This window comes from Gilliamella sp. Choc6-1 (assembly GCF_001690385.1).
Classification (GTDB): Bacteria; Pseudomonadota; Gammaproteobacteria; order Enterobacterales; family Orbaceae; genus Gilliamella; species Gilliamella apicola_A.
The window spans coordinates 1-13,718 of record NZ_LZHI01000005.1 but is presented as its reverse complement, the minus strand read 5'-3'; the positions used below and the strand labels follow the sequence as shown (position 1 = coordinate 13,718).

The window sequence follows — 13,718 nt, the reverse complement described above, 5'->3', positions numbered from 1 at the left end:
ATAGTAATAAATTAGTTGGCATTGATAACTATTCTTAATAAATTGTAATAATTACGAAAATTAACTAGCACAATTTATTTAAAATTTATCTGAAAATCCACATTCAAACTATTAAATTATTATCTATTTAATCAATGATTAAACAATCTTTATTCGGATTTATTTTGTATTGCGCTATAATGGCACAAATTTTTACTAAGTTGATAAAGATAATACAGAAATGGCATTAAAAATAACTAACAAGTGTATTAATTGTGACATGTGTGAACCAGAGTGCCCTAATGAAGCTATTTCAATGGGCTTTGATATATACGAAATTGATTACAATAAATGTACAGAGTGTGTTGGTTATTATGATCACTCAACTTGTCAACGAGTTTGCCCAATTCAAAATGCTATTATTGCAGATCCTGAACATATTGAAACACATGAACAATTGTTAGCTAAATTTAAAGTACTAAAAAATTCTTGAAAATACATTAAATTGATTTCACTTCAACCCGTAGCTCTTTCGGAATTTCAAATGTTATATTTTCTAAACTGCCATTCGTTTCAATTAATGTAGTACAACCTAAGCTTTTTAAATGAGTAATAACTTGTTGTACTAAAATATCCGGAGCTGAAGCTCCTGCCGTAACACCCACAATATGTGCGTTAATTAGCCACTCTTCTTGAATATCAGATGCAAAATCAATTAGGTAAGCTTGTTTACTATTTCGCCTTGCCAGCTCAGCTAAGCGATTAGAATTCGAAGAGTTTTTTGAACCCACAACAAGTACAATATCAGCTTGTGTTGAAAGCTGTTTAACTGCCTGCTGGCGATTAGTTGTGGCATAACAGATATCATTTTTACGGGGACTGCGAATATTAGGAAAACGCTTTTTTAAAGCAGTAATGATTTCGGCTGTATCATCAACTGATAACGTGGTTTGAGTGGTAAAGCAAAGGTTATTTTCGTTTTTTACCTGTAGATTTTGTACATCATCAATTGATTCAATTAAATAGATGCCTCCTTCAGGATTGTTATATTGTCCCATGGTGCCATCAACCTCGATATGACCAGCATGACCGATTAAAATAACCTCCTCACCACGATAACTGGATCTAGCCACTTCCATATGTACTTTGGTTACAAGGGGACACGTGGCATCAAAAACACGGAGTTTACGTTGTTTGGCATCGTCTCGGACCGCTTTAGATACACCATGCGCAGAGAAGATAAGAATAGTATCATCAGGAACTTCACTAATATCCTCGATAAAAATCGCCCCTAATTTTTTTAAGCGATTGACCACATAGCGGTTATGTACAACTTCATGGCGGACATAAACCGGGGCCCCAAAGAGTTCTAATGCTCGCTCAACGATAGTAATAGCACGATCAACACCGGCACAAAAACCACGCGGATTAGCTAAAATAATTTTCATATTACTCAGTCTTTTTGTTTTTTCTAAAACTACTAAGGATAAATAATCCAATACCAATACAAATTGCACAGTCTGCAATATTAAAAGTTGGATAATGCCAATGACCAAAATTGACATCAAAAAAGTCAATTACAAAGCCATGATACAGGCGATCGAATAGATTACCTAATGCACCACCTAAAATAAGTGATAATGAAAAATTTTCCAATTTTTTGCTACACGAATTACGATATAGCATATGTATAATTGCGGTACTAATAATTAAGGCAATAGTAACAAGCATCTCACGTTGCCCTTCAAAAATACTAAATGCCGCACCAATGTTACGTACATAAGTGATAGAGAAGAAGGGTAAAAGGTTTAATGATTCAAATAGTGAGAATTGATCTATAATTAAAAATTTGCTTGCAATATCAATCACAAAAATCACAATTGTAACAAGTAACCAGTAAAGCCCATTATCTTTTTTCATATAGTCTGCTCATTATTATATTTCCGCCGACGAATTGCCGGCGGAAAATAGGGATATTTCTTACAGCGCTAAATCTTAGCACTATTATCTGTTTTGATTTTTATTATGCAAAATGTCTAACTTCACCATTACCGTGAATGTTTTGTTCACAACGTTTACATAAATGCGTTGTTGGCTCATTGTCTGTTGTATAATGCCAGCAACGAGGACATTTATCACCTTGCGCTTTAGCTAATTCAATTTTAAGGCCTTGAATATCACTTTGAACGGCATTTGCTGACGCTGCTTGTAAAGGTTTTACACTCGCTTGTGAAGTGAGTAAAACAAAACGCAATTCATTGTCCAACTTAGTTAATGCGGTAGCGATCGCTTCATCAGCATAAAGCGTAACAGCTGCTTCAAGCGCACCACCAATCACTTTATCATTACGGCCTTGTTCAAGCACTTTATTCACTTCACTACGAATGGCTAAAATCTGAGCCCAATATTCACTATTTAATGCTTCGCTTTCTGGCAATGTAAATAGTGCTGTATACCACTCATCTTCAAAAACAAATTCTTGTTTATCAGCCATTGGTAAATATTGCCAAATTTCATCAGCAGTGAATGATAAAATAGGTGCAATCCAACGAACCATTGCTTGCGCAATATGATATAAAGCGGTTTGGCAACTGTGACGGGCAATACTATCACTTTTCGCTGTGTACTGGCGATCTTTAATAATATCTAAATAAAATGATCCCATTTCGATTGAGCAAAATTGCATAATACGTTGTACGACTTTATGGAAATCATAATTTTCATAAGCCTGGATAATTTGTTCTTGTGCTTCTTTTGCCATACTAACTGCCCAGCGATCAAGAACGACCATATCCTCTGGTTTTACCATATTTTTAACTGGATCAAAACCATTTAAATTTGCTAGTAAAAAACGTGCGGTATTACGAATACGGCGATAACTATCGGCAGCTCGTTTGATGATTTCATCAGAATAGTTCATTTCTCCAGAATAATCTGTTGAAGCAATCCATAAACGTAAAATATCGGCACCAAGTTTATTCATTACATCTTGTGGAGTAACAATATTACCAAGCGATTTTGACATTTTACGTCCTTGTCCATCGACAACAAAACCATGCGTTAACACTTGTTTGTAAGGTGCTTTATTATCAATTGCTGTTGATAACATTAATGAAGACATAAACCAACCACGATGTTGATCTGAGCCTTCTAAGTACATATCAGCTTCATGCCCTTCAAATTCTGGTCGAGTGCGAACCACTGATGAAAAAGTAGATCCTGAATCAAACCAAACATCTAACGTATCAGGTACTTTACGATAATCATCAGCATCAGGACCTAAAAGATCTTTAATATCAGCATCCCACCAAGCTTGAATGCCATCTTTTTCAACTAGCTGTGCGACTTTTTCCACTAATGCTAGTGTATCTGGATGAAGTTCTTCGGTCTCTTTGTGAACAAACAACGTCATAGGTACACCCCATGTGCGTTGGCGAGAAATACACCAATCAGGGCGATTAGCAACCATAGTTTCAATGCGTGCTTGTCCCCAATCAGGGATCCAACGAACTTGTTTAATTTCTTTTAATGATTGGGTTCGCAGACCTTGTTTATCCATGCTAATAAACCATTGTGGTGTTGCACGATAAATAACAGGTGTTTTATGGCGCCAACAACATGGATAGCTATGTTCAATATTTTCAAAGTGTAATAGTGCATCATGTTCTTTTAATATTTCAACAACCACTTTATTTGCTTTGAACACAAATAGACCATCTAGCCCTGCCCCTGTTCCTGGTAAATAACAGCCATTACCACCAACTGGATTTGCCACTTCAAGACCATATTTTTGACCGACCATAAAGTCTTCTGTACCATGGCCCGGTGCGGTATGCACAGCACCCGTACCCGCATCAATTGTAACGTGTTCGCCAAGTACAATAGGCTCATCAAAATCAAGGAATGGGTGTTTAAAGCGTAATAATTCAAGCGCATTACCTCGGCAAGCGCCTAAGATTTTCCAATCGATGATATTTGCTCGTTTCATCACAGCTTCAACTAAATCAGCAGCTAAAATTAAACACTCTTTATCATTGATTTGAACTAATTGATATTCAAAATCAGCATTTAAAGCTATCCCTCGGCTAGCTGGTAACGTCCAAGGCGTGGTTGTCCAGATAACAACATAAATGGTTAAATCAGTATTGATATCAAATTTACTTGCTACGGCTTGATTATCAACCGCTTTAAATTTTACATCAATGGCTGGCGATGATTTATCATAATATTCAACTTCTGCTTCAGCCAATGATGACATACAATCGGTACACCAATAGACAGGTTTGGCACCTTTAACTAAATGACCATTTTTAATTACTTTACCTAAAGCACGAATAATATTGGCTTCGGTATCATAATTCATTGTAAGGTAAGGGTTTTGCCAATCACCAAGAACACCCATGCGAATAAAATCGGCTTTTTGCAGTTCAACTTGTGAAGCGGCATAATCGCGGCAGATTTGACGAAATTCAGCAGGTGTTACCTTTACGCCTGGTTTGCCAACTTGCTCTTCTACTTTTTGCTCAATTGGTAAACCATGACAATCCCATCCTGGAATATACGGAGAATCATAACCACTTAAACTTTTTGATTTGATAATAATATCTTTAATTATTTTATTAACTGCATGACCTATATGAAGTTTTCCGTTTGCATAAGGAGGACCATCATGTAAAATAAACGCTTTTTTGCCTTTTTTCACTTGTCGAATCCTTTGATAAAGCTCTTTATCGTACCAATTTTGCAACATAACTGGTTCACGTTTAGCAAGGTCACCTCGCATCGGGAATCCAGTTTCCGGTAAATTCAATGTATTTTTATAGTCTGTCATGCTGATTTATTCCAGTTAATTTTGTTGATACTAGTTTTTAATTAGTTAATTGTGCACTGATCTTTTTCGCAGTGCAAACATCTAGTGCAATTTGTTGTTTTAATTCTGCTAATGAGTCAAATTTTTTCTCATCGCGTAATTTTTTGATGAACGTTATGTCTAAATATTGTCCATATATATTACCCGAAAAGTCAAAAAGGTTTACTTCAAGTATTGCGGTTTTTCCGTTAATAGTTGGTCTTATCCCAATATTGGCAATACCGTGATAATGCTGATTATTGCAGATATTTTTGACTTTAACGAAATAGACTCCTTGCAGTGCAGGCTTTTTTCGATGCAAGTGAATATTTGCCGTTGGAAATCCCAATTCCCTTGCTAAAGCATTGCCATGGACTACACGACCTTGAATTGTATAATTGCGGCCTAATAGGCAATGAGCCAATTCAAAATCACTATTCAAAAGTGCTTGACGAACAGCAGTACTACTTATACGAAAATTATTCCAAACAAATGTTGGTATGCTTTCTACTACAAAATCATGATTACGAGAATATTGTTCGAGAAGATTGATATCCCCTTTACGTTCAGATCCGAACCGAAAATCATCTCCAATTGTAATATATTTAGCTTTTAACTTATTAATCAACCAATCTTGAATAAAATGATCGGCAGACATATTGGCAAAAGTTTGGGTAAATGGAATAGCAATAATATAGTCAATACCTAATTTTTCAATAAAAATAACTTTTTCATAAAATGAAGTTAAGCGTGACGGCGCATTATCTTGGGCAAAAAATTCTAGTGGCTGCGGCTCAAATAACATCACAACTGAGGGTAAATTTAATTTTTTCCCTTGTTTAATAAGATGATGAATTAATTGCTGATGTCCTAAATGTATGCCATCAAAATTGCCCAGTGTCAGTACACATTGAGTAAATTGATTTTTTAAATTTGCAATGCCTCGGATAATCTTCATGAAAAAAGTGCTGTTTATCAATGGTTATATTTATCTTAAATAGCCGAGAATTATACCAATCTTTCTTGAAGATGCACGTACTATAAAGATAGTTTATATTAATGTTTTACTTTTGTTATAAAAATATATCTAGTTTTAAAAAGTGCCATAATTACAACAGGTAAACAATCGTTAACTGCTTAATAATGATTTAAAGCTCGTAAGAATTCTTGTCGGGTACTTGGATTAGTTTTAAATCCGCCACCAAGGGCTGTTGTGGTGGTAATACTGCTAGAATCCTTAATACCACGTGCTTTTACACAATAGTGAGTTGCGTCAATTGAAACAGCAACATTAACTGTTCCGAGTAAAGTTTGTAGTGCAATTAAAATTTGCTGAGTTAACCTTTCTTGTACTTGTGGTCGTTGTGAAAAGAACTCAACAATACGATTAATTTTAGACAATCCAATCACTTTATCTTTCGGAATATAAGAAACCGTTGCTTTACCATCAATTGTGACAAAATGATGCTCACAAACACTGGTTAAAGTGATGTCACGAACGGTTATCATTTCGTCTACTTGCATTTTATTTTCGATTAACGTGATTTTTGGGAAATTTTCATAATAAAGACCTGAAAAGATCTCATCAACATACATTTTGGATACTCGATGCGGGGTTTCTGCCAAGCTGTCATCATTCAAATCAAGTTCCATGAGCTTCATAATTTCACGAAAATGAGCTTCAATTTTGCTTTTACGCTCATGACTATCCATTACTAAACGGCAGGATGGAGTTTCAAGATTTTTATCAGCGAGTGCTTCTTTGACTTTTTGCGCAGCAAGACTTAATTCTGTCATTTATTAAATACTCAAGCAAAAATAGATGGAATATTATATAACAGTTATAGGGCAAGATATAGTTTTTACTTGTGGTTTTATATTGGAACGTATAGTAATCTGAAACTTTTTTACACTATATTATTAGTGATGATAAGAATATTATGGCTAAATATAGGTTATACTGTTCACTATCGTGTTGAATAATGATTGAGTAACTATGATGTCAAACAAAACGCCGATTATCTTAATTGATGGATCTTCTTATCTTTACCGTGCTTTTTTTGCATGCCCACCGTTAACTAATGCCAAAGGTGAACCAACAGGGGCTATTTTTGGTGTGATTAATATGATTCGTAGCTTGCTTAACCAATACAACCCTACGCATATTGCCGTGGTTTTTGACGCTAAAGGTGGCTCCTTCCGTAACGAGATTTATTCTGAGTATAAAGCAACGCGTGAAGCAATGCCTGAAAACCTTCGCCCTCAAATTGAGCCCATTCATACTATATTAAAAGCTATGGGCTTACCTCTACTTTGTATTGAAGGAGTTGAAGCTGATGATGTAATTGGGACATTAGCTAGGCAAGCAGAAAAAGAGAATTTAGAAGTATTAATTAGCACTGGTGATAAAGATATGGCGCAATTGGTCAGTGATAAAATTACACTAATTAATACTATGAATAATGTGGTACTTGATCCACAAGGGGTGATAAATAAATTTGGTGTTCCTCCTGAAAAGATTATTGATTATTTAGCTTTAAGAGGCGATTCATCCGATAACATTCCAGGTGTACCTGGTGTCGGTGAAAAAACTGCTCAGAGTTTATTAGCTGAGTTTGATAGTATAAAAGATATTTATAATCGATTAGATGATATTGAAAAATTATCGATCCGAGGTGCGAAATCATTAAAACAAAAATTAATTGATAATCATAAAGAAGCTGAACTTTCTTATTTACTAGCAACGATAAAAACTGATGTTAAATTAGATTTTACTAATGACCAACTGATGGTGAGTAATATTGATATTAATGCACTTGCTGAATTATTTGATAATTATGGATTTCATCGTTGGCGAAAAGAGTTAACTACAGGTACTTTTTTAAAACAGCAGAAAAATGCCGTAGTAAATACCACCGATAATTTATCACTATTTTCGGTAGATGAACAGCTAGCTTTTCAGAAAAACAAAGAGGCTGATTATCAATGTATATTAACTAATGAACGGTTAGATGAATGGGTTACAAAATTAACTAATTGTAAGCAATTTTCTTTTGATACCGAGACCGATAGTATAGATCATGTGCATGCTAAATTAGTTGGCATATCACTAAGTGTTATACCTCATCAAGCAGCTTATATTCCACTTGCACACCAATACTTAGGTGCACCCAAGCAGCTATCGTTAGATCAAGTATTAGCTAAATTAAAACCAGTATTTGAAAATCCCAAAATCAAAAAAATCGCCCAAAATGCCAAGTACGATTATAGTGTATTGGCGAATTATGGTATTAAAGTACAAGGGATTGCTTTTGACACTATGCTTGAATCTTACGTACTAAATAGCACAGAACGTCACGATATGGACAGTATGGCAAACCATTACTTAAATTATAAAACAATTACCTTTAATGAATTGACTAAGTTAGATAAAAAACAACTCACTATTGACGAGATTGATGTGGAAAAAACCACGCAATATGCAGCTGAAGATGCTGATATTACTTTGCAATTGCATGAAAAATTATGGCCAGAGCTAGAAAAATACCAAGAATTAACAAAGTTATTTTCTGATATTGAAATGCCACTTGCGATTGTGCTTGCCGAAATGGAAAGAACCGGTGTACTGGTCGATGCTAAACAACTAAATGACTATTCTAATGAATTAGCTAAAAAGCTATTGCAAATTGAAGCAGAATTACAGTTTCTAGCTGGTGAAAAATTTAATCCTGCCTCACCTAAACAGATACAAACTATTCTATTTGATAAACACAATTTACCGATCTTGAAAAAGACGCCAAAAGGAGATCCTTCAACCAGTGAAGAAGTATTAAGTGAACTGGCTAATCAGTACGAACTCCCACGCATGATTCTGTTTTATCGTGGACTAGCCAAATTAAAAAATACTTATACCGATAAATTACCATTGATGATAAGTCCAATCGATCATCGTATTCATACTAATTATAATCAAATTGGTACAGTAACTGGAAGGTTATCGTCGAATGATCCGAATTTACAAAATATTCCAGTTCGTAATGAAGAAGGACGGCGAATTCGCCAAGCATTTATTGCGCCAAAAGGTTATAAAATTATTTCAGCTGATTATTCACAAATTGAACTACGTATCATGGCACATCTATCACAAGATAAAAGCTTACTTAACGCTTTTGCCCATGATAAAGACGTTCACCGCGTAACCGCTAGTGAAATATTAAGCAAACCAGAATCAGAAATCAGCTCTGAAGAGAGGCGGCGTGCTAAAGCGGTTAATTTTGGTTTGATTTATGGAATGAGTGCTTTTGGCTTATCAAAACAGATTAATATAGCCCGTAAAGAAGCGCAGTTTTATATTGATCGTTATTTTGAGCGTTACCCCGGTGTTCAGAAATATATGGAAGAAACTCGCCAATGTGCAGCGGAACAAGGTTATGTTGAAACTTTATCAGGTCGACGTTTATATCTTCCAAAAATTACTTCAACAAATAATATTGAAAAACGTAGCGCTGAGCGAGCAGCTATTAATGCACCAATGCAAGGAACTGCAGCCGATATTATTAAAACAGCCATGATTAAGGTAAGCGAATGGATAAAAAGCTTACCTGTAGGTAATATTAGAATGGTTATGCAAGTACACGATGAGTTAGTATTTGAAGTAAAAGAAGAATTAGTTGAGCAATATAAAGCTCAGATAAAATCAATCATGGAAAATTGCTATCACCTATCTGTACCATTAAAAGTGGATGTCGGTGTGGGTAATAATTGGGATGAAGCGCATTAATCATACTAAACCCGTGCCAAATAAATCAGCCTTAAAAAATAACTAAAGGCTGATTTTATGCTTAACCAATTGCTTTAATAAAACTTTTTACAAATTATATATTAACTTTCTAACATGAATCGAACTATTGCCGAAACCTTTAGGCGTGTTAGAATAGGCAACTAAAATGAGTGAATATCAAAATGTTATCCTATTGATTGATATTTTCGAATTAAAAAAGAGCGCAAATCACCGCTTTGTGGTATCAGCTTCGTTTCTGTTTTTATTAGGATTATTTCATGAAAATTAAAACCCGTTTTGCTCCAAGCCCAACTGGCTATTTGCATGTAGGTGGTGCACGAACAGCACTTTATTCTTGGCTATATACTCGTCATGCAAAAGGCTCGTTTGTACTGCGCATAGAAGATACCGATCTTGAGCGCTCAACGCCTGAAGCGATTGAAGCAATAATGGAAGGTATGAATTGGTTAAAATTATCATGGGACGAAGGTCCTTATTATCAAACTAAACGTTTTGATCGTTATAATCAAGTCATTGATGAAATGTTAGCCAAAGGTACAGCTTATCGCTGCTACTGTTCTAAAGAACGTCTTGAAAAATTGCGTGAAGAGCAAATGGCCAAAGGTGAAAAAGCGCGCTACGATGGGCATTGCCGTTGTGCTTCAGTACAACAAGAGCATACTCATGATGAGCCACATGTTGTTCGTTTTGCTAACCCTACTGATGGCACTGTTATTTTTAATGATTTAATCCGTGGTCCAATTGAGATTGCTAATAAAGAGCTTGATGATCTTATTATTCGCCGCACTGATGGTTCACCAACTTATAATTTCTGTGTTGTTGTCGATGATTGGGATATGGAAATTACCCATGTTATTCGTGGTGAAGATCACATTAACAACACACCTCGCCAGATCAATATCCTAGAAGCATTAGGTGCACCAATTCCTAAATATGGTCATGTATCGATGATTTTAGGAGATGATGGACAAAAACTATCTAAACGTCACGGAGCGGTTAGTGTCATGCAATATCGTGATGATGGTTACTTGCCCGAAGCATTACTTAACTATTTAGTGCGTCTTGGTTGGTCACACGGTGATCAAGAGATATTCTCTGTTCCTGAAATGATTAGCTATTTTTCATTAGATGCGGTTAGCAAATCAGCCAGTGCCTTTAATACTGAAAAATTACTTTGGTTAAATCACCATTATATCAATCATCTTGATGCGGATTATGTTGCTCAACATTTAATTTGGCATATGAACCAACAAAGATATGATTTATCAAAAGGTCCAGATCTTATCACTATTATTAAGTTATTTGGTGAACGTTGTAAAACGCTTAAAGAGATGGCTGAATCATGTGCTTATTGCTATCGAGATTTTGAAGATTTTGATGTCGATGCGGCTAAAAAACATTTGCGCCCAGTCGCCAAAGAGCCATTAGAAACAATTAAAGCAAAAATTGAAGCTATTGCTGACTTTGATTGGCAAATTGATAAAATTCACCATGCGATTGAAGCAACTGCAACCGAACTTAATGTTGGTATGGGTAAAGTTGGTATGCCATTACGCGTTGCTGTAACAGGTATCGGGCAATCGCCATCGGTTGATGCTACTATTTTTGCGGTTGGTAAAACCCGTACTCTTGATCGAATTGATAAAGCACTAGTTTATATTGCTCAACGAGAACAAGCATAATAAGAACAGTATCATTTTATTGCCGGATGATATTGTAATCTGGCAATATCTTTCCTTTGATTAGTTGAGAGTTTAGATATGGCTCGCTTAAAAAAATGCTATTGGGTTTTACTTAGTATTGCACTAATCATTATGCTATTGAGCTTAGGTGTGCGACAATATTGGCTATCATTTAAAGATAAATATCACCTATCAGCAGATTGCCATGGCGTCAGTGTGAACTTTAATGGCTTAGCTATTGATGAAATAACTGTCTCTCAAACATCGCAATACTCACTAATAGCAAAAAAATTACTGATCTCATTGTCGCAGTTATCGGTTGATGAACTCGATATTCATTGGCAATCAGGCGACAAAAAAGTAATAGATGTAGCTCAAAAGGAAATGGTTGAAACGCTTGATCAAAATTTCAATCAAGACACTAGCAAATCCGATATTGATTCGTCATTCCTTTCAACAATACTTTACTGGTTACCATCAAAAATTTATATTAATTCGTTAAGATTTTATGCACAAAATAACGAACAATTTAACGTAAAAGTTGATATCACCAAACAGCAAGAAGCAATACAGTTGGCCATGTCAACCAATAGCCAATATATTGCGAAACTGTCGGCTAATTTGCAATTTAATACAACTGATTCACGTATCGATATACAAAATGGGCTTTTTACCACAACGGTAAACCAATTTGGTATTGAAAATGGGCAACTAACTTTGCCGTTCAATGGTTGGGTTACTCGTAACCAGCTAAATTTATTCAGTTTAAGTAATGCTTCTATTAGTTTAACTAAAGCTAACCTTTCTGATGATCTAATGTTAGCGGATTCAGTTGGTAATTTAATATTTCAAGTTGAGTCTGCCATTCCATTTGACAATAATCAATTATCTGCCACAACACAGCTTGCTATTAATAAACTCAATGGTATTTATAAAAATAGCGAAATAAAATCTGTGACAGGTAATATTAATCTTGTTGTCAAGAATAATCAGTTTACTCTTTCAAGTCCAGCACTGAGTATACAAGAAGTCAATATGGGACTATCTCTTGAAAAGATCAAATTAACTGGAGAGTATTTTGCTTCAATTAATGCCCCCGATAAAGGAATCATCAGTTGGACTAAAGCACAAGCAAATATTTTTTCTGGAATTATTTTTCTTGATAAAAACAAGCTTAATTTAGCGAAATTACCTCAACAATTAAATTTAAAGATAAAACAGATACAGCTAAAAGATATTCTTACTCAATACCCAGCAGAAGGGGTAGCTGGCAGTGGGGCAATCGATGGTAACTTACCGATTACATTATTAGCTAACAAGAAAAAAAGTGGCACGGTAATCGAACCAATTATAAAAAAAGGCCAATTAATTACCACTCAAGATGGATATTTACAATTTGAAAATTCAGCGCTTAAAAGTTATGTCCAAAGTAACCCGAATATGAAAATACTCGCTGATATTATTAAAAATTTTCATTATACTAAGCTAACAGGTACTGTTGACTATGCCAATGAAATTGCCAGACTAGGATTAAATATTCAAGGTAACAATTTAAATGTTGAAAATGGCAAAGCAGTTAATTTAAATATCAATCTTGAAGAAAATATCACTAAATTACTTATGAGTTTACAGCTATCTGATGAAGTTAGTGAGCCTATTCGTAAACGTATTGAAGCATATTTAAAAAAGAAATCTTCAAAATAAGAGGTTATTTTATGGTACGAAATGTTATGGTAATTATGGTATTAGTTGGAACATTAATCGGATGTTCACCTACTGTCAAAGTTCAAGCACCGAACGAACCGATTAATATCAATTTGAATGTTAAAATAGACCATGAAATTAATATTAAAGTCGATAAAGCATTGGATAATATTATTAATAAATCTGGATTATATTAAATTAGTAGATTTGATTGTGTAACGCAAAATGCTAGATATTAAAAATTTTTGTTATTCATATTTAAATTAATGAAATATGATATACCCATTAAGGAGCTTATTATGACTATCTGTAAAAAAGCAATAATAGCATTGTTATCAACTGCTTTATCTTTTTCTGCTTTTGCATTAAATTTAGAGCAAGCAATTAATTCATTAAACCAAGCTAAAACGCAAGGTATTGTCGGTGAACAGGCTGATGGTTATTTAGGTGTAGTGAAAAACGAAGGTAATGCTTCTGAAATTGCGCAATTAATTAATCAGGCTCGTAAAGAGCAATATCAAAAAGTATCAGCCGAAAGTAATATTCCTTTAAGTGAAGTAGAAAAAAAAGCAGGCACTAAAGCACAAGAAAAAACCCCAACAGGGCAATATATCAAGCAACAAGGTCAATGGTTAAAAAAATAATTAACGCTTTAATTGTGTATTAATAGTGTGTATGCTATTTATTAATAATATTTTTTATA

The 13,718-nt window shown here is 34.6% G+C and carries 12 protein-coding genes; 7 read left to right on the top strand and 5 right to left on the bottom strand.

Annotated features, from left to right (window positions below; all coding sequences use genetic code 11):
* The first annotated feature begins 220 nt into the window (after positions 1 to 220).
* Positions 221 to 472 (top strand): YfhL family 4Fe-4S dicluster ferredoxin, encoded by a 252-nt coding sequence (locus A9G36_RS00140; protein ID WP_034947874.1) that lies wholly within the window; start codon positions 221 to 223, stop codon positions 470 to 472.
* Positions 473 to 479: 7 nt separating this feature from the next.
* Here the strand turns inward: A9G36_RS00140 and ispH are convergent, their stop codons facing one another.
* From ispH to folE, 5 genes are all read right to left on the bottom strand, one after another.
* The gene (ispH, locus tag A9G36_RS00135; protein WP_034947872.1) at positions 480 to 1,427 is read right to left on the bottom strand and encodes a 4-hydroxy-3-methylbut-2-enyl diphosphate reductase; all 948 of its coding nucleotides are present in this window, start codon (positions 1,425 to 1,427) and stop codon (positions 480 to 482) included.
* Position 1,428: 1 nt separating this feature from the next.
* A complete protein-coding gene (lspA, locus tag A9G36_RS00130) occupies positions 1,429 to 1,899 on the bottom strand; it encodes a signal peptidase II (RefSeq protein WP_034947870.1) in 471 nt (156 codons plus the stop codon).
* 103 nt (positions 1,900 to 2,002) lie between these two features.
* Positions 2,003 to 4,810 carry an isoleucine--tRNA ligase gene (ileS, locus tag A9G36_RS00125; protein WP_065569321.1) on the bottom strand — a complete coding sequence of 936 codons (2,808 nt, stop codon included), beginning with the start codon at positions 4,808 to 4,810 and terminating at the stop codon, positions 2,003 to 2,005.
* A 37-nt stretch (positions 4,811 to 4,847) separates the two neighbouring features.
* Positions 4,848 to 5,786 carry a bifunctional riboflavin kinase/FAD synthetase gene (gene ribF / locus A9G36_RS00120; protein WP_065569320.1) on the bottom strand — a complete coding sequence of 313 codons (939 nt, stop codon included), beginning with the start codon at positions 5,784 to 5,786 and terminating at the stop codon, positions 4,848 to 4,850.
* A 179-nt stretch (positions 5,787 to 5,965) separates the two neighbouring features.
* Positions 5,966 to 6,625: a GTP cyclohydrolase I FolE gene (gene folE, locus A9G36_RS00115; RefSeq protein WP_034947864.1), complete on the bottom strand. Its 660-nt coding sequence runs from the start codon at positions 6,623 to 6,625 to the stop codon at positions 5,966 to 5,968.
* A 202-nt stretch (positions 6,626 to 6,827) separates the two neighbouring features.
* Between folE and polA the strand changes: the two genes are divergently transcribed.
* From polA to A9G36_RS00090, 6 genes are all read left to right on the top strand, one after another.
* On the top strand, positions 6,828 to 9,608 hold the full coding sequence (gene polA / locus A9G36_RS00110) for a DNA polymerase I (protein WP_065569319.1): 2,781 nt from the start codon (positions 6,828 to 6,830) through the stop codon (positions 9,606 to 9,608).
* Positions 9,609 to 9,774: 166 nt separating this feature from the next.
* Complete coding sequence (locus A9G36_RS10320; protein ID WP_255305528.1) at positions 9,775 to 9,897, top strand: hypothetical protein; 123 nt, start codon at positions 9,775 to 9,777, stop codon at positions 9,895 to 9,897.
* The gene (gene gltX / locus A9G36_RS00105; protein WP_065569318.1) at positions 9,887 to 11,311 is read left to right on the top strand and encodes a glutamate--tRNA ligase; all 1,425 of its coding nucleotides are present in this window, start codon (positions 9,887 to 9,889) and stop codon (positions 11,309 to 11,311) included. The genes A9G36_RS10320 and gltX overlap by 11 nt, the downstream gene beginning before the upstream one ends.
* Before the next feature lie 78 nt (positions 11,312 to 11,389).
* Entirely contained in the window at positions 11,390 to 13,015 is a 1,626-nt protein-coding gene (locus A9G36_RS00100; RefSeq protein WP_065569317.1) for an intermembrane phospholipid transport protein YdbH family protein, read from the top strand.
* An 11-nt stretch (positions 13,016 to 13,026) separates the two neighbouring features.
* Entirely contained in the window at positions 13,027 to 13,212 is a 186-nt protein-coding gene (locus tag A9G36_RS00095) for a YnbE family lipoprotein (RefSeq protein WP_065569316.1), read from the top strand.
* Between the two features lie 102 nt (positions 13,213 to 13,314).
* Positions 13,315 to 13,659: a YdbL family protein gene (locus tag A9G36_RS00090; protein WP_065569315.1), complete on the top strand. Its 345-nt coding sequence runs from the start codon at positions 13,315 to 13,317 to the stop codon at positions 13,657 to 13,659.
* Positions 13,660 to 13,718: the final 59 nt, after the last annotated feature.

Coding starts and splice junctions, on each gene's coding strand:
- lspA (WP_034947870.1), bottom strand. CDS start 1,899: ATGAAAAAAGATAATGGGCTTTACTGGTTACTTGTTACAATTGTGATT.
- ileS (WP_065569321.1), bottom strand. CDS start 4,810: ATGACAGACTATAAAAATACATTGAATTTACCGGAAACTGGATTCCCG.
- A9G36_RS00140 (WP_034947874.1), top strand. CDS start 221: ATGGCATTAAAAATAACTAACAAGTGTATTAATTGTGACATGTGTGAA.
- gltX (WP_065569318.1), top strand. CDS start 9,887: ATGAAAATTAAAACCCGTTTTGCTCCAAGCCCAACTGGCTATTTGCAT.
- A9G36_RS10320 (WP_255305528.1), top strand. CDS start 9,775: ATGAGTGAATATCAAAATGTTATCCTATTGATTGATATTTTCGAATTA.
- A9G36_RS00100 (WP_065569317.1), top strand. CDS start 11,390: ATGGCTCGCTTAAAAAAATGCTATTGGGTTTTACTTAGTATTGCACTA.
- ribF (WP_065569320.1), bottom strand. CDS start 5,786: ATGAAGATTATCCGAGGCATTGCAAATTTAAAAAATCAATTTACTCAA.
- A9G36_RS00090 (WP_065569315.1), top strand. CDS start 13,315: ATGACTATCTGTAAAAAAGCAATAATAGCATTGTTATCAACTGCTTTA.
- ispH (WP_034947872.1), bottom strand. CDS start 1,427: ATGAAAATTATTTTAGCTAATCCGCGTGGTTTTTGTGCCGGTGTTGAT.
- folE (WP_034947864.1), bottom strand. CDS start 6,625: ATGACAGAATTAAGTCTTGCTGCGCAAAAAGTCAAAGAAGCACTCGCT.
- A9G36_RS00095 (WP_065569316.1), top strand. CDS start 13,027: ATGGTACGAAATGTTATGGTAATTATGGTATTAGTTGGAACATTAATC.
- polA (WP_065569319.1), top strand. CDS start 6,828: ATGTCAAACAAAACGCCGATTATCTTAATTGATGGATCTTCTTATCTT.